Consider the following 20,315-nt stretch of genomic DNA (forward strand, 5'->3'; position numbering starts at 1 on the left):
ATGATTGCAAATACATTTATCAAAAGACCGGTAACAGCCATTGTCGTATCAATTGTATTGGTACTGACAGGAAGCGTTTGCATTCTCAATCTGCCTGTTGATCAGTATCCCGACATCACGCCTCCTGTAGTGCAAATTAACGGACAGTTTATTGGCGCCGATGCACAAACGGTGGAGCAAACAGTAGCCACGCCAATAGAAAGCCAGGTGAATGGTACACCCGGCATGGAATACATGCAAAGCAACAGTACCAATAACGGTGGGATGCAGGCCACTGTAACTTATGGCGTTGGAACTGATATCGATATTGCCACGCTGGATGTACAGAACCGTGTAAGCATTGCTACACCACTGGTGCCGGGCGCTGCTACCAGGTTAGGACTAACCGTAAGAGCAGTGAATCCGAGCATGCTGATGATGGTGGCCATCTACTCACCTAAAGGCACACACGATATTACGTTCCTCGACAACTACACCAATATCTTCATTCAGGATGCCCTCCTGCGTGTACCCGGTGTAGGTACCATCAATAGCTTTGCAGATAACTTCAGTATGCGGGTATGGATGAATCCTGAAAAAATGGCTTCCTACAGTATTACTCCGCAGGATATCATCAGTGCTTTGAATGCCCAGAACGTTCAGGTAGCCGCAGGTTCTGCAGGGGTGCCGCCGCAATCCAAAGCGCAAACTTTTGAACTGGGTATACTCGTAAATGGAAGACTGAGCAAAGTATCTGAATTCGAAAATATCATCATAAAAACCATTCCGTCAACAGGGGCGCTGGTATACCTGAAAGATGTGGCAAGGGTTGAGTTGGGGAAATTCAGCTTTTCCAGCAATTCCTTTGTCGACGGGCATCGCGCTTCCTACCTGCGCATTTATCAGGCCCCCGGTAGCAATGCCCTGAAAACGGCAGATGGTATTTATAAGGAGCTGGAGCAATTGAAACAATTTTTCCCCTCTGATGTGGAGTATAAGGTACCTTTTGAGTCCGTTACGGTGGTAAAGGTTTCGATGAGCGATGTGGTGGTGACTTTGTTAATGACCCTCGCACTGGTAGCGGTGGTGGTATTTGTATTTCTGCAAAATTTCCGTTCTACACTTATTCCCGTATTGGCCATCCCGGTGTCTATTTTCGGCACGTTCTGCTTTTTTATACCATTAGGCTTTACGATCAACACGCTCACGATGTTCGGTTTTGTATTGGCCATTGGTATTGTGGTAGATGATGCGATCATTGTGGTAGAAGCCGTACAGCATTATATGGACGAGAAGGGGATGTCGCCCAAAGAAGCCACTTATTATGCCATGAGAGACATTTCCGCACCGGTAGTGGCCATCGCGCTCATACTGGCGGCTGTGTTTGTACCGGTAGGGTTCATTCCCGGCATTGTAGGGCGATTGTATCAGCAATTTGCGATCACGATTGCCATTTCAGTGATTATCTCTGCATTTGTAGCGTTGTCGCTCACGCCTGCTCTTTGTACCCTGTTGTTGAAACCTACGGATCCTGATAAGAAAGAAAAAGGACTGAGTAAATTGTTTGCCAGGTTCAATGCCTGGTTCGATCGGGTTACGCAAAGTTATGTAAGAGGAGTGGATAAGAGTATCAAAGGCAGAACGCTTATTGTTATACTATTGGTACTGATATGTGTTACAGCGGGATATTTATTTATGAAGAAGCCATCCGGCTTTATTCCATCGGAAGATGATGGTAACCTGTACGTGACTTTCCAGCTGCCGCCGGCTTCTTCCACTGCACGTTCGGTACAGGTGATGAACAAGCTGATGAAGGTAGTCACTGAAACGCCCGGGGTAGGGCATTATGCTGCTTTGTCGGGCCTGAACGTGATCAACAACGCATCCAATTCCAACTGCGGCACTATTTATCTGCAGCTGAATCCCTGGGACGCACGTACGAAGAAAAGTGAGCAGGTGCCCGGCATCATAACGGAGCTGCGTAAACGAATTGCTGATGCAGGCATCAATGATGCGAATGTGGAAGTCGTACAGCCGTCGCCGTTACCCGGCGTTGGCGCCACGGTTGGGTTTAGTTTTCAGATCGAACAACGCAGCACTAACGACGACCTGCATGCTTTTGAAAATGTAGTGAAGAAATTTGTGGCAGAAGCCAACAAGAACCCGGCGATAACAGGCGCATACAGCTTTTTCAATGCACATACACCAGGCTTCAGTTTGAACGTGGATCGTGAAAAATGTGAGAAACTGGGCGTTGACGTAGGAGATGTATTTACCACTATACAAGCCTTCATGGGTAGTATGTACATCAACGACTTTACTACCTATAACCGTACTTTCCACGTGGTAGTACAGGCGGATACCGCTTTCCGCAACCTGATATCTGATGTCAATAAATATTATGTCCGTAACTCAGCCGGGCAGATGTTACCACTTGGAACGCTGGTGAGTTATCAGCCGATGGAAACATCGCCGCTTATTTCTCATTTCAATATTTTCCGCTCGGCGGAAATCGACGGTACTTCCGCCGTAGGATACAGCACCACGCAAACGATAGAAGCATTGAAAGACGTAGCCGCCAAAGTGCTGCCACAAGGCTATGCATATGAGTTTTCCGGGCTTAGTCATGAAGAAATCAAGGCTGGCTCTACTACTATTTACATTTTCATTTTTTCCATCACTTTCGTATTCCTCTTCCTGTCGGCGTTATACGAAAGCTGGTCCGTACCTTTTTCAGTGTTGTTCGCTGTGCCAGTGGGTGTTTTCGGCGCTATACTTACGTTGTTCTTTGTGCCGAGCCTTACCAACAACGTTTATGCCCAGATCGGGATGATTACGCTGATAGGGCTGGCTGCGAAGAACGCTATTTTAATCGTGGAATTTGCCAAAGTGCGTGTCGACAGGGGAGAAGACCTGATCCAGTCCACGCTGGAGGCGGTAGGGCTGCGTCTCCGTCCGATTATCATGACTTCCATGGCTTTCATCCTGGGGGTATTGCCATTGGTGCTGGCAACGGGCGCTGGTGCGGTATCGCGGCGTACCATTGGATTTACGGTGCTGGGTGGTATGATTGCCGCTTCTACGATTGCTATTTTTATTGTGCCGGTATTGTTTGTGGTCATCACCCGGTTGTCGTATGGCAAAAAGAAACTGGCATGGCTGAAAGAGCATCACGACAGCCTGATGGAGAAAGCGAAGAAGATAGAACAAACGAATATAGATCCGGAGCTGGAGTTCGAAATACACCGATCCCGCGATTTTAATAAACCAGAAAACGGATGATTGCCAATACATTTATAAAGAGGCCGGTTAGCGCAATTGTAGTATCTATTGTACTTACAATTTCGGGCCTTATTTGTATGGTGAATCTGCCGCTGGATCAATTCCCTAAGATCACCCCGCCAGGGGTGGGTATTTCCGCCAATTATACCGGTGCGGATGCACAAACCGTGGAGCAAACGGTAACCATTCCCATAGAAGAGCAGGTGAACGGGGTACCGGGAATGATGTATATGCAAAGCACCAACACGCAAACCGGTTCGGCGAATATCAGCGTGTTGTTCGATGTGGGCACCAATGTAAATGTAGCTACGCTGAATGTGCAGAACAGGGTGGGGCTGGCTGCGCCTATCCTGCCATCTGTAGTGGGGCAGCTGGGGGTGACGGTGCGCGCCCGTAACCCGGATCAGCTGATGAATATTGCCATCTTCTCTCCGAAAGGCACACACGACATTACTTTCTTAGACAACTATACCAACACCTTTATCGTGGATGCATTGCTGCGTGTGCCAGGAGTAGGCGATGTACAGTCGCGCGGTAACCCCTTCAGCATGCGTATCTGGATGGATCCCGCGAAAATGGCGTCTTACAGCTTAATGCCGGCAGACGTAATAACAGCACTCCAACGGCAAAACATGTACATAGCCGGTGGGGCAGTAGGCTCGCCTCCTCAGCCCTCCACGCAAACCAACGAATATACCATCGTGGTGAACAGCCTGTTGAGCAAGCCGGAACAGTATGAGAACGTAATTGTGAAAACCATTCCGGGCACCGGTAAGATGATTTACCTGAAAGATATTGCCAGGGTGGAACTGGGGAAATTCAACTATGGCAACAAAGGCTTTGCAGATGGGAAACAGGCCACTACCGTGATGGTGTATCAGTCGCCCACCAGCAATGCGCTGCAGACCGCAGAAAATGTATACGCCGCACTGGCAGAGCTGAAGAAATCTTTCCCTCCCGACGTGGATTACGTGGTGCCATTTGAAAACGTGACCATTATCCGGGTTTCTATCAATGAAGTGGTCAAGACCCTGTTCGAAGCGCTGGGCCTGGTGGTGATAGTAGTATTTCTTTTTCTGCAGAACTGGCGTTCTGCCCTTATCCCCATTATTGCCATACCGGTATCCATCATCAGTACATTTATACTCTTCATCCCCCTGGGTTTTACCATCAACACATTAACACTGTTTGGGTTTGTACTGGCAATAGGTATCGTGGTGGATGATGCCATCATTGTAGTGGAAGCAGTGCAGCACTTTATTGACCACGATCATATGTCGCCAAAGGAGGCTACCTATCACGCCATGAAAGAGATATCGGCGCCGGTGGTGGCGATCGCGCTCATTCTGGCATCGGTATTTGTGCCGGTGGGCTTTATTCCCGGTATCACCGGAAAACTGTATCAGCAGTTTGCGATCACCATTGCGATATCGGTAATCCTGTCGGCTTTTGTGGCACTGTCGCTCACACCGGCTTTATGTACCTTACTGCTGCGACCTTCACATATCAACAAGAAATCAAAGCGCTTAAACCTGTTGTTCTTTCGTTTCAACAACTGGTTCGATAAAATCACAGGGCGGTATTCCAAAGGCGTAAGGTATTGTATTAAACAGTCGAAGCTGGTGGTGGTAATGCTTGTTTGCATATGCTTCGGCGCTATATTTCTTTTTAAACAAAAGCCCACTGGCTTTATTCCTTCGGAAGACGGTGGGCGGGTCATGATCGGTATCCAGCTGACGGAGGGCACTGCCACCACGCAAACAGAAGAGTTGTTGCAGCAGATCATGAAGATAGTGGCGGAAACCCCCGGAGTATTACATTACAATGCGATTTCGGGAATGAATGTACTGAGTGGCGGTGCTACTTCCAATGGAGCAAGTATATTCTGTATGCTGAAGCCCTGGGATGAGCGTACCACTCCTGAAACACAGATTCCGGGTATCATGGCGGAGATCAAAAAAAGGATAGCAGCAGCGGGCATCAGGAATGCGAGCATTACGGTAAACGCATCGCCTGCTATCAGAGGCCTGGGAACAGCCGCAGGCTTCAGTATGCAGGTAGAGCAGGGAAATACCAGCGACGATATCCATCAGTTTGAGGCAGTGATGAATAAATTTGTGGCGGCGTTGAAGAAAGATCCGGCCACTGCTACTGCTTATTGCAATTATGCAGCACATACGCCGGCGTTTGAGCTGTCGCTCGACAGGGAAAAGTGTCAGAAATTAGGCGTGAGTGTGGCCGATGTATTCAGCACCTTACAGGGCTATATGAGCAGCCGGCTGGTGGGGAATTTTACCCTGTACAACCGTACTTACCGCGCAGTAGTGCAATCGGATACTACTACCCGCGCCTTAATCAGCGACCTGGAGAAATACTACGTACGTAATTCCGCCGGAGAAATGCTGCCGATGAGTACATTGGTCAACTACCGGCCTATTTCCACCGCTCCGTTGATTACGCATTTCAATATCTTCCGTTCGGCTGAGGTAGATGGCTCTACACCGCCCGGATACAGTACCGGGCAAAGTATTGAAGCGCTGAAACGTGTGGCGGCAAAGGTGTTGCCAAGAGGATATACGTATGAATTCTCCGGGCTCACTTACCAGGAAATAAAGGCCGGAACCATGACGGTGTATATTTTCCTTTTCTCTATCATTTTCGTGTTTCTCTTTCTTGCAGCATTATACGAAAGCTGGTCAGTGCCCTTCTCTGTAATGCTGGCGGTGCCTATCAGTGCCTTCGGTGCCATATTTGCGCTGACTACCATGCCCGCATTATCCAATAACGTATATGCACAGATTGGTTTAATCACACTGATTGGATTGTCGGCCAAGAATGCGATTCTGATAGTAGAATTTGCCAAGGTGCGTGTAGACAGAGGCGAGGATCTGATCAAATCCACTATTGAGGCGGTGGGCCTGCGTCTGCGGCCTATTATTATGACCTCGCTGGCTTTTATACTGGGCGTGATGCCGATGGTGCTTGCATCCGGCGCCGGGGCACAGTCGCGCAAGACCATCGGCGTTACCGTGCAGGGTGGTATGGTGGCTTCCTCATGTATAGCCATATTTATTGTACCCGTGTTATTTGTATTGTTTACAAGATGGAGTTACGGGAAGAAGAAACTGGCCTGGCTTCGCGCTAACCACGAGCTGTTGATGGAGAAGGAAAGAAAGGTGGAGGCACAGAATATTGATCCGGAGCTGGAGTATGATATCGCGCAGGCACGTGAAGAAAATAAACAGGATAGGGAGATGAATAGCTAACGAGGGCGCTTCTTTTGCTGCTGTCTTTTCCCAGGTTGTATGGCATTTACAATCCCCGCTTTTTCCAGCCTCCCGACTGCCACTGTCCTTCATCAATTTTCCACTCACCGTCTTTCCTGACCAGTATATACCGGTACAGAAAATCAATATGATCCTTTGTATAAAAAGTAATCTTGTTCGCCGATACCTGCTCCACGTCTATGATATGTTGCTGCCCGTAAGTGTAATCCGGAGCTCCCGAGTAATGTAAGCTGTGAGGCCGGTGTCCCTGCCGGGGTTTGTTGGTACAGTAAGTTTGAAAGATGGCTTCGCATTGCCTGGCTACATTATCCGAAAAGCCCTCAGCGTTGGCTAATTTTTCCCATTCGGTGACAGCATCAAAAAAGGCGAGCAGCCTTGTTTTTGCAAGCTCCGCCTGCACTTCATCAACGGTTGTTTTTTTCTTAGCCAGCTTCAGCTGCGTCAGTTCAAAATGCTCCATCTGTTCTTTGGTAAACAGGTTGTTTGCTACCACATTTATTTTTGGATGACCGGCAATGGCCAGCAATCCGTCGAAGGTTACTTTCGTATCATCCACCCGGAGCGTTGCCAGCTTTGGAATGCCGGCGATGATCTTTAAGCCGCTGTCGTCTACCACCGTGCTGCAAACCCACAGGCATTCAAGTTTTTTATGTTCCTGGAAATGCGTGAAACCTTCCCCGTTGATATGAGCCTTTGTAATGAACAGATAGGTTAGCTGAGGTAGCCGGGTCAGATATTCAAGCGCCTTGTCGGTGATACCGGTATTTTCGAACATCAGGTTAACCAGCTTGGGAAGGGTGCTGATTGGTAAAACATCTTCATCGGTAATAGCGCAGTTGATGAACGATAACCCCCGCAGCCAGCTGGCTTGTGCTATCTGATTCAATTCTTCCCTGGTGAATGTGCTGTTCTCGAATCGGGCTGTGGTATCTGACTTCGGTATATTTACTTTCATAAGGGCACAATGGTAAGATAAATAAACTGATAAGATAGTGAATATTTTGGCTTTCCGCCATCACTTAAAAAAATAGCATTTAAGCAAATGTTTTTCTTTCGGCTATCCGGCAAAAAAATAATAGAAGAATGGGAAGTGCTTGACATGGCGGGCATAAAAGGAATATTGTCAAAGTAATGTATACGTCCGGTGGCCGCATTCCTGGCAGATAAGATATAGTATTTTCTTACCATGCGGAGAGCCCTCAAATAATAATTTCTTAATAGTGGTTATGTAGCTTTACACCTGTTACATAAACATAAGTTCATGAAGTATCTTATTCTTTTGGGGGCTTTCCAGGCATTGGTCGTATTTAGTATATTTATCATAAATAAGAAGTGGAAATCATCCGACAGGATATTGAGCTGGTTCCTGGTATGGGTATTTATTCACCTGGGCAGCGGTTTCCTGTTACATACGATTTTCCCTCATGCGGAAATCCATAAAGGATTTTATACTTTCATCTCCCTTATCTACGCACCATTGCTATGGCTGTATGCAGCGCAGCTCTCCGGCAGGCATCAGCGCCTGGGAAGAAAAGCGGCCTGGCTCTTCCTCCCGGCATTATTGGCCGCCATGGTATATTTCACAATAGCTGGTTATGTGATTGTTCACAGGGGAGTAACTCCTCCGCTGATCTCGCTCTATAATAAGACCATAGGCTATGCCGGCATGATATCATTTCCCGTATTTGGAATTTTATCATTGATGGAAGTTCGTCATATACCTGCTTTCTGGCAGCCGGAAAGACAACTTGTTCGCTTTATGACAGTGATAATGCTGATATTATCCGGGCTCATGGTAGGTATTATGATTAATGACCAGCTGCCACCCGCAGCCCGCCTGATCCAGGACACGCACCTGTGGGGCAGAATATTTACCTATAGCTTTCTGTTAAGCATTTGCCTGGCCATAGGGCGGGTAAGAATATTGGCGCTCACGCATGCCGCCAGTGATTTACCTCTGATGAACCACGGGCAGGAGCTACTTTCACCTGGACCTGTGTTATTGACGGAATCGGCCACACCAACGGAAGTACCGCGTAAATCTGTGCTCACTATTGCCCAACAGGCCCGCGTGGCTGAGGATATAAAACGGGTAATGGAAACGCAGGGATTATATACCGATCCGGAATTGACCCTGGATAAACTGGCAGCTACGATGGAAATATCCAGGCATCATATTTCAGAAACGCTGAACCAACACCTGGGAATGTCTTTCTACCAGTTCATTAATGAATACCGGATCAGGGAAGTCATAAAACTGATCGATGCCAACAAGGCAAGTAGAGATTCGCCCAACCTGCTTTCCCTGGCTTTTGAAGCCGGCTTTCATTCCAAATCTTCCTTTAATCAATACTTCAAAAAGGTAACAGGCCTCACACCTTCCGCTTATTTGAAAAGCAAAAATACCGTCAACGGTTACACTTAAAAGATCGTCGACGAGATATAAATCTGCTGTCTTAACAATAAGGTAATATCTAATAACTTATTGATTATAAGTAGATAGGGAATTAAAAGGTCCTCGTCGATCTACAAGGTCGTGTTGATTTATCTACAAGGACGACTTCCTCCGGCGGCCGGCTCAATTTCGCGGAAAAATTTTTCACGCATGAGTAGCCGGTTTTTACTGATTATTTTATTGCTGCCTGTTTTCTGTGCTGCGCAGCAGATCAGGGGTACCATTTTATCCAAAGAAGGCCCGCTGCCTTCTGCCACTATCGTCATCGACGGAACTGGTGCACAAACAGATCTTTCCGGGGTTTTTGATATTGCCGTTAAAAGAACCGGGAAGGTGACTATGAAGATTAACTACATCGGATTTGCCGTCAAAACGATCGATGTAGTAGTTCATTCCGGCATTAACCAGCTGGGTACTATCATGATGGAACCCGCCAACGATGTGTTGGGAGAGGTGGTGGTGAAAGGGGCTTCTGCCGGTTCACAGATAAGGGCAATCAGCATTAAGAAGAATGCACCGGGCATTATGGAAGTGCTGGCGGCAGACGCCATCGGTAAGCTGCCCGATCGTAATGCGGCCGAGGCAGTGCAACGTATCCAGGGCGTTTCCATCGAAAGAGACCAGGGCGAAGGACGGTACGTATCTGTGAGAGGTACGCCCATCCAGTGGAGCGCTACGCTGCTCAACGGCAACCGCCTGCCCACTGCCAGCCTCGATTACACCGATCGCCGTATACAAATGGACATTTTCCCCTCTGAGCTGATAGAGTACGTGCAGCTCTCAAAAGCCATTACCCCGGATATGGAAGGGGATGCCATCGGCGGCTCCATTAACTTCATTACCAAAGCCGCTCCGCAGTCGAAGATGCTTCGCATCAACGCCGCAGGCGGATATGGCGATCAGGCCCGGAAAGGCTCCTACAATGCCTCTGTCGTTTACGGCGATCGCCTGATGAAAGGCAAACTCGGTTATGTGCTCTCTGCCGTGATCTGGGATCGCACTTCCGCCCAGGATCGTTATAACATGAACTACGATTTCTCTAACCCCAACGCAAGGCAGTCGTTTTCCATCACCGACCTGCAGCTGAGGGATTATATCGCCCACCGGCGAACCACCGGACTGAATGCAGGACTGGAGTACCGCTTCAACGACCGGCACAAAATACAGTTCAAGGGCCTCTACAGTGAGTTCCTGGATGGGCAAATGGTACGGGAAACCTATTTTTACTTCAACGCTAAAAATGCCACTATCACGTCCCGGGCTTCCAACTACCACACCAGCCTGTATTCCGGTGAACTGAGTGGACAGTCGGAATTGTCGTCCAGGCTGCACCTCGACTGGGCCGCCAGCATTGATAAGTCGAAGTTCCGCTTCAAAGATCCCGGCTACTATCCAATGGCTACTTTCCAGCAGGCGGCTACCTATGAAGGATTGGCATCTGATGGAAAGAAATACCTGGCGATGGATGCGCCGGATGGGAAAGGAGATGCGATAGATGCCGTATTGCCGCATTTGTCGCCCTCAACACCCATCAGTGCCGATGCCATGAAGCTTTCCCAGGTGATCATGCTGCGCAGTACGAATTGGGAAGAAAACAAACGCTTTGGTGTCAACCTGAAATATAATCCCAACAACAAACTGTCGCTGAAATTTGGTGGCAAGTTTATTCACAAGGATAAAGTTGTGCAATCGCCCTACAGCGTGTATGTTGGCGGTGTAACCGGTCCGGCGCCTACACTGGCCGGTTTGGGTACAGAGCCGTTTCCCTATAACGGCGGCTTCCTTACAGAAATCGGCTCGCCTTATAACAACGTGATCATCGATCAGATGCCGTTAAACCAGGTGAAAACGCTGCTAACGCCGGAAGGAATCAGCAAGAACCACTTGTATCCTTACCAGGTCGATTCGGCTACCAATGCCTCCGGCGCCACCAAATATTTTACAGGCGTTGAAAACGTGTATGCGTTGTATGCAATGGGCGAATACAAAGTATCCGATAAGCTGACATTAACGGGCGGCATCCGCAACGAATATAACCGCATCACTTTTAACGGGAGCAAGGTAACCACCGGGCCTGCAGGGAAACAAATAACCGCGCTTACGCAAGACAACAGCTATAACGCGTTTCTGCCCATGCTGCATGCAAAATACAATGTAACCCCCAACGATGTGATACGCGTCGCTTACACCCGCAGCTTTGCCCGCGCGGATTTTAATAACCTGAACCCCGGCACCACACAGGACGATGTGAACAAGGTGATCAGCAGAGGCAACGCCAATCTGAAACCCACTTTTGCCAATAATTTCGATCTGATGGCGGAACATTATTTCGGTGGTATCGGTCTTGTTAATGTGGGGGCATTCTATAAAAAGCTGACAGATCTGATCTACACCAATCAATGGTCCGAAAATATTGGCGGCGTACAATACGCCATGAGCGAGCCCGATAACCTGCAGGGCGCCTGGCTGGCGGGCATCGAAGCTGGTTTTGCAAAACGCTTTACCGGTTTACCCGGCTTCTGGAAAGGATTCGGTATCGATGCTAATTACACGTTCACGGATTCCCGGGTGAATATTCCCCGCTTTACGGATGGTCACGAAACGCTGGATAAAAGCGTTATCCCGAAGCAGGCCAAACACATCTTCAACGCGTCGCTGATGTACGAATACGGAAAATTCATGGCCCGGATTGCGGGTAACTACAAAGGCAAGTACCTGGATGTAATCCGCCAGGCTGCCGGCCCTGACCACTATCGCTGGTATGCACAGAACTTTACCGTCGATTTTTCTGCGTCGTATGCGATCACACCAAAGATCAGAACCTTCCTGGAACTGAATAATATCACCAACGCGCCGGTACGCTACTATCACGGCACTTTCGACCGTGTAGAGCAGGCGGAATGGTATTCGATCCGCGGCCAGATAGGCATCAGTGCTAAAATCTTCTAACTAAAAAACAATCAACAATGCAAACAATGATGAACAAGGCGTTCGCCACACTGTTGCTGGCAGGTACAACCGGCATTTGCTGCGCGCAATCCCCGGCCACTAAGCTGGATGATCTTAAAATTAATCAGGTACAGGTACTCGGTACACACAACAGCTACGCCCGTCCGGCGGATTCCACTGTGCTGGCCTATATAGATCCCATCTTCGACAATCTGGCGGGCAGCTACATAAAAGCGATGAAACCTGAACAGCTGGCGGCCTTTCAGGAATATCACCCCAATAAAATGAAAATGAGCGAAGGGCTCAAATACAATCACCCTCCCTTCAATGTGCAGCTGGATTCAGGTTTGCGTAGCCTGGAAATAGATGTATATAACGATCCTACCGGCAACCGTTTCAACGACCCTGCTGTGTACCGGGAGCTGCGGAAGAAAGGATATAATAACCTCACGCCATTTGACACCAAAGATCTCGACAAACCCGGCTTCAAAGTGTTGCACATGGCCGATATAGATTTTCGCACTCACTACACTACCTTCCGGGATGCCCTGCTGGCGCTGCGCACCTGGTCTGATGCACATCCCGATCATTTCCCGATTTTTATCATGATAGAAGCAAAAGATCAGGGGCTGCCTATCTTTCCAAATTCCGCGAAAGTACTGCCCTTCGATGAAAAAGCCTTCAATGACCTGGACCAGGACGTGGTGCAGTTGTTGGGCAGAAACAAACTGATCACACCCGATGATGTACGCGGCCGGTTTCCAACCCTGCGGGAAGCTGTATTGGCGCAACAATGGCCAACAGTGAAGGCTGCCAGGGGCAAATTCATTTTCCTGCTACTGCCTTCTACTGCCGGTATGAACCTCGTATCGGACTATGCGAAGAACAGGCCTAATCTTGAAGGCCGGGTAATGTTTATGCAATCGACACCGAAAGACAGCTACGCTGCATTTTTCCTGATGGACAATGCCATTGTTCGTCAGCGTGAAATACAGCAATTGGTGAAACAGGGTTTCCTGGTCAGAGCCCGCACGGATATTGAAACCTATGAAGCTAAAGTGAATGATCTTACCCGCGCCAAAGCAGCTTTTTCAAGCGGTGCACAAATCATTTCAACAGATTTCTTCCGCGAAGGAAACGGCTATGGTACCAGCTATGTGGTGAAATTACCGGGAGGAGGAGAGGCCAGATCCAATCCTGTTAACGGTAAAGAGAAATAAATTCAAAGGCGCCGGGTGAATCCCGGCGCCTTTGAATTTATCTGCTATTATTGAAGCGATCAGGGCTGATACCGCTCTGCAAAGTCGATCGCTGCCTCCAGGTTAATGCCGCTTTCCCAGGGCCTGCAACGCGTTCCCATAGGCTGATTATTTTCATAGTATTCCACCCACGCCCCGGTTTCATCTGGTACTTCCATCATTTGTTTGTAGATCTCCGCTTTCAGCGGATGATTGATGCGTGTGAGTGAATAAAGAAAAAGGCCGTAATCATATCCTACAATACGATCTTTCTGTACCGGACTGGATGGAAAATATCCTGTAGCCTGATACGTGGCTGCCACATCTTTTACAAACGCCGCCATCTGTTGCTGTGACAGGCTTTTCACGTTTATATAAAAAGGTACAAGGCTAACTGAAGGGATATAAAATTTTTCCGGCTTTGCAGGCGGCAGGCTTCTGGTAGCAAAGCAATGAGCACACAGGTACCTGTTGGCCGAAGTCCGCTGCGTCCAGCCGAAGTACTCGCATCCCGGTCCGCCGATTCCTTCACAAACACCATGACGGAAAGGCGGATAGGTTTCATTATTCATGCGAAGCGGGTTGTTGGTCAGTAGTTTCCCGTTGTCCAGGAAATTGGCGGCATAATGTGCTTTTGTTTCCTGTAAAATTTTATTGCCGGCAGCAATGGTGGCAGCGGGCCAGAGATGCTGCTGGTGTACCCAGTCTAACAACAACTCACCACCTGTAATAAACAGCAACGTAGCTTCGGCCGAACCATCCATCAGCGTAGTCCGGGGCAGGATGCCACCAGCTACATAGGTTTCATCTCCGTTGAACGGCAGCATATGCTTCACCAGGTTTTTTGTCTGGCACTGCCAGGCCCATTCCAGCATGGGCAGGATCTTCCGGAGGAAGGACGCATCCCTGGTTTTGTTGTAATAATCGAAAGCCTGGATGATAAGATATCCGGTTATTTCTACTTCGTCGTTCTCATGTATATGAAACGCATCCATGCCGATGCCCTGCGCATTATGCAGCACGCCCTTTTGCTGCCATATCCTGAAATAAAAATCAAGAATGGCTTTGGCTTCTTTGTAATAACCCAGCTTCAGCAAACACCTGGATACGCCATACTGATCACGTATGTAGCCCAGGTGGTAGTTATGCCCGGCCAATACCGCGCCTTCAACACTTTGCTGCGTTTTGATGATGATAGCCACATCATCAATTTCCTCTAAAAGCTTCTCCCGCAAGGGAACGTTAGCCGGGAACCTGTCGTTGAAAGGGATCCGGCCGGAACTAAAGTTCTGCCAGTACTTCCGGGATGCTTCCAGTAACGTGGCGGTTTCCTGTCTTAATACAGCTTTAGTATTATTGACACACTCCGGGTAAGAGGGGCCTCCGCAGATCATGAACGTAGTTTCTCCGGGTGTGCATTCCAATGAACTGTCGCTCAGCCTGGCATGCCCTTTTACCAGTAGCTGGTGACAGCTTTCCAGTATCATGGGGTATTTGCCATATACAAAGGTGCCCGGAGGTGTTTTTAGTAAGATGGCACTACCCGTCATATCATCTTTATAAGTATTACTATTCACAAAAGCGGGTGTGGCCACCGGCCTGCCGATACGGAAGCTCACCGGTTCCGTGCATTGTATCTTCCTGATAAAACAAGGCAGGCTGTCGGCAACAAAATCGGTGAGGGTAGCGATCTTTTTACCATCGCGGTACAATTCATGTTGCCAGATAGCCGTGCCTTTTTCCCGACGGGAAGTGACCGCCAGATGGCCATTCAGCTGCATGTCCAGCACAGATGGAGCACTGTACGGCGGACCAAAGGCCTGTATGATATCGGCCTTGTTTTCGTATATCGCCAGCCGGCCGTTGCCAATACAGGCAATGGGCTGGGATTGTGCTATTACATGAGTGGTTTGTAGGATGCCTGCTATCGCCAGCAGGCTCAGAAAACGATACGGTAGCTTCATGCTTGCAGAGTGTTAACCATCCTCTGTTTACGGTGCCACAACTTTCGGGATCAGGCACAGCAGGCTGGTGTAGGTGTGATGTGGAATTTAGTTGTAACCAAAATACAGTTTGGTATGGTTAAATGCAAGCTGTTTTATTTATATCTCCGTAAAAACTATCAGTTATAGCTTAACTCTACTATCTCTTTTACTTTATCCGGTGTTACGATACCGTTTTCTCCCAGTTTGGTCCAGCCTCTTTGCTGGAAGCGGTCTACAATAATAGCGGCTGTTTTGGCAAAGTCGGGTGTGTAGGAAGAAAGCTTCCTGTTCATGCCCATCTGATCGAGGAATGCTTCCGTTTTCCGGATGGCTTCCCGTGCTATGGTATCTGTATCGCTGCCACTGATGTTCCAGACACGGCGGCCGTATTGTACCAGCTTATCTTTCTTGGCATCAAACAACACCTTGTACAGATTAGGACCAATGATGGCCAGGGTGCGCGCATGGTCAATGCCATAGAGGGCTGTCAGCTCATGACCGATCATATGGGTAGCCCAATCGGTGGGTACGCCTTTTTGTATCAGGCCATTCAGGGCCATGGTACAGCTCCACATGAAATTGGATGCCAGTGCATAATCGTCCGGATGTTCCACCACTTCAGGGCCTACTTCAATCAGTGTTTGCAGGATACTTTCCGCAAACCTGTCCTGCAGGTAAGCAGCTGTCGGATAAGTAAGGTACTGCTCCATGACATGCGTAAAAGCGTCTACCACACCGTTTTCCAGCTGACGCTTAGGCAGAGAAGTGATCACCGTAGGATCACATATCGAGAAAGCCGGGAACAGGGCAGGGCCTCCGAAGGCCAGTTTCTCCTGCGTAGCGGCTATGGTCACCACAGCGCCCGAATTCATTTCGCTGCCGGTAGCAGGAATGGTTAGTACTGTACCAAAAGGCACTGCATTTTCCCTGATCGACATCCTTTTAAGCAGGATCTCTTTAGGATCGCCCTCGAATTTTACAGCTGCCGAGATGAACTTGGCGCCGTCAATTACAGAACCACCACCAACAGCCAGGATAAAATCCAGTTGCTGTTGCCGTATTATGTCCACCGCTTTCATCAGTGTTTCGTAATGGGGATTGGGCTCAATCCCACCAAACTCAACAATATTAAATCCTTCCAGTGCTGCTTTCACCTGGTCGTAAACACCGTTTTTAAATATACTGCCACCGCCATAAACCAGTATGATCCGGGCTGTGCGGGGAACCAGCTCTTTTAGCCGGGCCATCTGTCCTTTACCAAACACCAGCCTCGTAGGGTTATATAAATCAAAGTTTACCATATATACAAAGATAATTAAGAATAGGGAATGTGGAATGAAGAATGAAAGCGGAGATAGTAAACGCGGAGATCAAATTTGCGTTTACTATCTCCGCTTTCATTCTTCATTCCACATTCCCTATTCTTAATTCTAACGCAAGTTTTCTACCTGCTGTCTCAGCTCCTGCAACGATCCGTTTTCTTTAGCGTCGGCATACCGCTGCAATGCGTCTTCCAGTTGTTCCTGTTCCTTTGCATTATAGGGTGCTCCGGCGCCCAGATTTAAAGGCCACTGCCGGGCTTCGTTTATTTTCTGCAAAGCAGGAGCGTAGCGCTTTTTGTCCAAAGCGTCCAGTGCCAGCAGTAGTTTTACTTTCCTGTAAAGATGATGCCCTTCCTGGGCGCCTTCGTACGGAAGTACATTAACATCGGCCAGTACTTTCTCTGCTGCTGTGTTGCGTTTGTTCAGTACGAGGCAGCGGGCATAGAGCATGGTGGTGATGTAACGTTTCGGTGATCGCTGGTGGTAAGGAGTAATTGTTTTCAACGCATCGGCATAGGCGTTTTCTGTTATCAGCTGCTCCGTGAGCATTTTGCCATAACGCCATTCCCCGGGAGCCAGTGTAGCGCTGCGGGCAATGTCAGCATGACGTTTAGCCGTTTCATTATTTTCGTATAAGCGTGAACGTAAGGCATAGAGCGGCGCGAAGCTAACTGATTCCGGAATGCCCTGTAGTAGTTCCCGGGCTTGTGTACTGTCGTTCCGGAAGAGGTATATCAACGCCAGGTAATAGCGGGGTTTCCAGTTGTTGCCGGCCTCCATTGCCCATTTCATCACAGGAGCGCTCTCTTCGCGGAAAGGAAATACCAGTGCCGGATTGCTGCTGTCCGCAGCCGTTAGCAAGGCGCTGTTGCCTGCCTCCCGACGGTGCAGGTAGGCTTTCCAGTAGGCGATTTCGGATTGTGCCGGCGCCAGATCCAGCAATGTCTGCGCTTCTTTCAGCAAGCCTGTATTGTAGTACCAGATCGCCATTTCGAGGTAGGTTTCCTGGGGCAGTTCGTTCCGGATTTGCGACTGAAATGCTTTGCGGTGGCTATCATCCGGCTGCAGCAGGTATTGCTCGAAACGGGCGAAGTGATTGAGCGGGTCCAGTGCCAGGATGCTGTCGTACGCAGCAGCAGCTTCCTGGCGCCGGCCCTGCTGTCGCCCTGCTATGCCCTGAATCAGCAGCCCGTTGATATTACCACGATTGTTGGCGCAGCTTTTCACGGCGTAGTAACCCGCTTTTGCAGGATCGTTCTTCAGCAGGTACAGCCGTGCCAGTTCTGTATTGGCGGCATCCCGGAACGGTGTGGTAAGGGTGGCCACTTCCAGCCCGTCCAGCGCATCGTAGTACCTGCCGAGCCTGGCGGCTGCCAGGCCGTAGTAATAGTTGGCCCCGGCATCGTAGGTGTCAATGGAGAGGGCGTGCTTTGCACAGGCGAAAGCCGAATCATACGCCATCTTACGGTAATGTATAAACGCCATTTCAACAAGGGCGGGTACGAAATGCGGATCAATGGCCAATGCTGCGCGCAGCCTCGCTTCCCCCGCGGCATAATTCCTGAACCGGAGCAGGTCGCGTCCCATCATGTAATGTCCGTATGCGCTGTGCTGATCAAATTCCTCAGGCCCTGTCAGCGGCCGGGAGAGATGTTTTTCCGTATCGGCGGTATCGAGAGCGGTGGTGGCGCCTGCCAGCACTACGGTAGCTGCCTGGGCGCCTTCCGGCAGAGGTACGGTGTAATGTGCAGCCTGTAACGGTAACAGCCGTACGTTGTTGCCGTATAAAAGACGCCCGCTGGCATCATATACCTTTAAACTATCGTTTAGCCGTTCCAGTGGGGAAACGGCTATATTGAGCTGCCGGCCTTCCTGGCGGGCGTATACCACGCCATGCAAACTAACATCTGTAAAACCGCCTGTTTCGCGAAAGGGGAACCAGTATTCTTCCCAGGTGTCGCTGGCATATGGCTGAAAGCCAACCTGACGGAAAGGAGTGAGGCTGCTGTTTTCCATGTTCTGATTAAACAGGCGCCCACTCTGGATTTCACAATACTGGCCGGCTTTATCGGTCAGCAGCCGTTCCCATATTTTGCCCTGATCCGATAAGGCCCAGAGAAATACTTTTTTCCCGAGCTTGTCTTCCCGGTTGGCATAATGTACCATACCAAAATCTTCGCCACGCCAGTAGGCGCCAAAGTAGTTACTGTGCGTGCCCAGTACATGATAGGATTTATCGGCGCCAAAATTGTTTGCTGCGTATACGGAAAGGTTCCGGTCGTGCTCCCGGGGCCATGTTCCCGGCTTGCCATCATGACCGATATAATTAGTACCGGGATACAGCAACTCCAGATCCGGCCCGGTTTTGATACCGAGGTTCGCCCAGGAATAATAAGGCTGTACCAGCGGCGTACCGTTATGCCAGAAGGAACGGGTAAGGAAATAGCCTTTGTCGGCCGGCAAACGGATCTCCACAGTCCATTTGGTTCTTGTCAGCAAATCCAGCGTGCTGATGAAACAACTCACGCTGTTGTCGGCATTCCTGCGCGTCAGGTAATCCACCGGTGTAGCGCAGTTGGGCGTGTGCCCTATAATACCGTAGTTCGATTCAATACCGCCGCTGGTCCATGGGCCACGCATCGCGATATCCCTGAATTTCACCACATCGTTATCATAAAGAAAGGGCTTGCCAGTCTTCTTATCAATGGCGGTCCATATTTTACCTCCTATCTCCGGTAATATCAGCACTTTGATATAATCATTTTCCAGTTCCACTACCTTCCATTCCCGCTGCTCCGGCTGATCCGTGAAGCCGTCGAAACGGAAATAGGGATAGATGCGCTGTGCCGGTACAGGATCCGGATCAGAAAAAGGATAGGTCTTGTAGTTTTTCTGATATTCCCTGACAGACGCTGCGTGCTGCGCGGCTGATAGCAACGGAAGCAGCAGCAGGCATAATAGGCGGTACATGGCTTTTTTCATGCTTAGGAAGATACGCTAAAGAGATCATTAATCCATGCGCCGGCCTAATGCGCCTGCCGGTATTTGAAATCCGAAGGCCTGAAATTAGTGAACTGATAAAAAGCATTACTGAAGGCGGAAATACTCTGGTAGCCAACAAAGTAGGCGATTTCACTCATGGAATAACGGCTTTCCAGCATCATTTCAAAGGCCTTTACCATTCGCAGCAGTTTGAGGTATTGGAGAAATGAAATACCTAAGGTCGACTGAAACAGTCGTGAGAGTGAACGTTCGCTCAGGCCGAACCGGCTGCTTACGCTTTGCAGGGAATGGCCTTCTGAAATATTAACATCTATATATTTCATAATCTCCCGCATACGCTTATTCTCTGTGGAGGGTAAAGCCGTTGGAAGTACCCGCTGACTGATTTCAGGAAGAAGGTTTTTGATATTGGAAAGAAAGGCGTAACCACTGTCTTGATAAGTAATATGTCGTTCCCATTTTTCCGAATATTTAATCATCTGTAATAACAGATCGGAGATGGGATAAATGCCCAATTGTTGATAGAAAGGGTCTTTATCATCGTCGTAGGTATAGAAAAAAATAGATCTTAATACCGTACCCGAATGCCCTACCGTCAGCACATGTTCCAACCCGGCAGGCACCCAGAAATAATGACGCGCGGGAATCACGTACGTTTTGCTCTTTACTTTGAGATAGGCAAGCCCTCCTTCCACATAAGATAACTGTCCTTTCTTATGCCGGTGAACAGGGATGTGCTTCTCCGATTTTTCATGCATTACATATACTGAACGGGGCTTCCGGTCGATGTCCGGCAGCGAAGCTATTAAACTCAT

General features: G+C 49.0%; 10 protein-coding genes. 5 read left to right on the top strand and 5 right to left on the bottom strand.

Features of this window, described 5'->3' with window-relative positions:
- Both UNH61_RS09930 and UNH61_RS09935 read left to right on the top strand, forming a co-directional pair.
- Nucleotides 1–3,261, top strand: coding sequence for an efflux RND transporter permease subunit (locus tag UNH61_RS09930; protein ID WP_326991940.1), 3,261 nt, complete (start codon nucleotides 1–3; stop codon nucleotides 3,259–3,261).
- On the top strand, nucleotides 3,258–6,527 hold the full coding sequence (locus UNH61_RS09935; protein ID WP_326991941.1) for an efflux RND transporter permease subunit: 3,270 nt from the start codon (nucleotides 3,258–3,260) through the stop codon (nucleotides 6,525–6,527). The genes UNH61_RS09930 and UNH61_RS09935 overlap by 4 nt, the downstream gene beginning before the upstream one ends.
- Before the next feature lie 46 nt (nucleotides 6,528–6,573).
- On the opposite strand, the gene UNH61_RS09940 is transcribed toward UNH61_RS09935, so the two are convergent.
- A complete protein-coding gene (locus UNH61_RS09940; RefSeq protein WP_326991943.1) occupies nucleotides 6,574–7,503 on the bottom strand; it encodes an NTF2 fold immunity protein in 930 nt (309 codons plus the stop codon).
- A 306-nt stretch (nucleotides 7,504–7,809) separates the two neighbouring features.
- Between UNH61_RS09940 and UNH61_RS09945 the strand changes: the two genes are divergently transcribed.
- The 3 genes from UNH61_RS09945 to UNH61_RS09955 all read left to right on the top strand — a co-directional run bounded on the left by UNH61_RS09945 (nucleotide 7,810) and on the right by UNH61_RS09955 (nucleotide 13,172).
- Nucleotides 7,810–8,973 carry a helix-turn-helix domain-containing protein gene (locus tag UNH61_RS09945; protein WP_326991944.1) on the top strand — a complete coding sequence of 388 codons (1,164 nt, stop codon included), beginning with the start codon at nucleotides 7,810–7,812 and terminating at the stop codon, nucleotides 8,971–8,973.
- Nucleotides 8,974–9,153: 180 nt separating this feature from the next.
- Nucleotides 9,154–11,952 (top strand): TonB-dependent receptor, encoded by a 2,799-nt coding sequence (locus UNH61_RS09950; RefSeq protein WP_326991945.1) that lies wholly within the window; start codon nucleotides 9,154–9,156, stop codon nucleotides 11,950–11,952.
- A gap of 17 nt (nucleotides 11,953–11,969) precedes the next feature.
- Nucleotides 11,970–13,172, top strand: coding sequence for a Ca2+-dependent phosphoinositide-specific phospholipase C (locus UNH61_RS09955; protein WP_326991946.1), 1,203 nt, complete (start codon nucleotides 11,970–11,972; stop codon nucleotides 13,170–13,172).
- 59 nt (nucleotides 13,173–13,231) lie between these two features.
- Here the strand turns inward: UNH61_RS09955 and UNH61_RS09960 are convergent, their stop codons facing one another.
- From UNH61_RS09960 to UNH61_RS09975, 4 genes are all read right to left on the bottom strand, one after another.
- Nucleotides 13,232–15,154 carry a hypothetical protein gene (locus UNH61_RS09960; protein ID WP_326991947.1) on the bottom strand — a complete coding sequence of 641 codons (1,923 nt, stop codon included), beginning with the start codon at nucleotides 15,152–15,154 and terminating at the stop codon, nucleotides 13,232–13,234.
- Nucleotides 15,155–15,312: 158 nt separating this feature from the next.
- Nucleotides 15,313–16,476 (bottom strand): iron-containing alcohol dehydrogenase, encoded by a 1,164-nt coding sequence (locus UNH61_RS09965; protein ID WP_326991948.1) that lies wholly within the window; start codon nucleotides 16,474–16,476, stop codon nucleotides 15,313–15,315.
- A 129-nt stretch (nucleotides 16,477–16,605) separates the two neighbouring features.
- On the bottom strand, nucleotides 16,606–19,479 hold the full coding sequence (locus tag UNH61_RS09970) for a DUF5107 domain-containing protein (protein WP_326991949.1): 2,874 nt from the start codon (nucleotides 19,477–19,479) through the stop codon (nucleotides 16,606–16,608).
- Between the two features lie 44 nt (nucleotides 19,480–19,523).
- Nucleotides 19,524–20,315 (bottom strand): AraC family transcriptional regulator, encoded by a 792-nt coding sequence (locus UNH61_RS09975; RefSeq protein ID WP_326991950.1) that lies wholly within the window; start codon nucleotides 20,313–20,315, stop codon nucleotides 19,524–19,526.

Source organism: Chitinophaga sp. 180180018-3 (genome assembly GCF_037893185.1).
In the GTDB taxonomy this organism is placed as follows: Bacteria; Bacteroidota; Bacteroidia; order Chitinophagales; family Chitinophagaceae; genus Chitinophaga.

What these genes read in the sequence shown, in the direction of transcription:
- UNH61_RS09970 (WP_326991949.1), bottom strand. Translation starts at nt 19,479, where the DNA reads ATGAAAAAAGCCATGTACCGCCTATTATGCCTGCTGCTGCTTCCGTTG.
- UNH61_RS09935 (WP_326991941.1), top strand. Translation starts at nt 3,258, where the DNA reads ATGATTGCCAATACATTTATAAAGAGGCCGGTTAGCGCAATTGTAGTA.
- UNH61_RS09930 (WP_326991940.1), top strand. Translation starts at nt 1, where the DNA reads ATGATTGCAAATACATTTATCAAAAGACCGGTAACAGCCATTGTCGTA.
- UNH61_RS09950 (WP_326991945.1), top strand. Translation starts at nt 9,154, where the DNA reads ATGAGTAGCCGGTTTTTACTGATTATTTTATTGCTGCCTGTTTTCTGT.
- UNH61_RS09940 (WP_326991943.1), bottom strand. Translation starts at nt 7,503, where the DNA reads ATGAAAGTAAATATACCGAAGTCAGATACCACAGCCCGATTCGAGAAC.
- UNH61_RS09945 (WP_326991944.1), top strand. Translation starts at nt 7,810, where the DNA reads ATGAAGTATCTTATTCTTTTGGGGGCTTTCCAGGCATTGGTCGTATTT.
- UNH61_RS09975 (WP_326991950.1), bottom strand. Translation starts at nt 20,315, where the DNA reads ATGAGTTTAATAGCTTCGCTGCCGGACATCGACCGGAAGCCCCGTTCA.
- UNH61_RS09955 (WP_326991946.1), top strand. Translation starts at nt 11,970, where the DNA reads ATGCAAACAATGATGAACAAGGCGTTCGCCACACTGTTGCTGGCAGGT.
- UNH61_RS09960 (WP_326991947.1), bottom strand. Translation starts at nt 15,154, where the DNA reads ATGAAGCTACCGTATCGTTTTCTGAGCCTGCTGGCGATAGCAGGCATC.
- UNH61_RS09965 (WP_326991948.1), bottom strand. Translation starts at nt 16,476, where the DNA reads ATGGTAAACTTTGATTTATATAACCCTACGAGGCTGGTGTTTGGTAAA.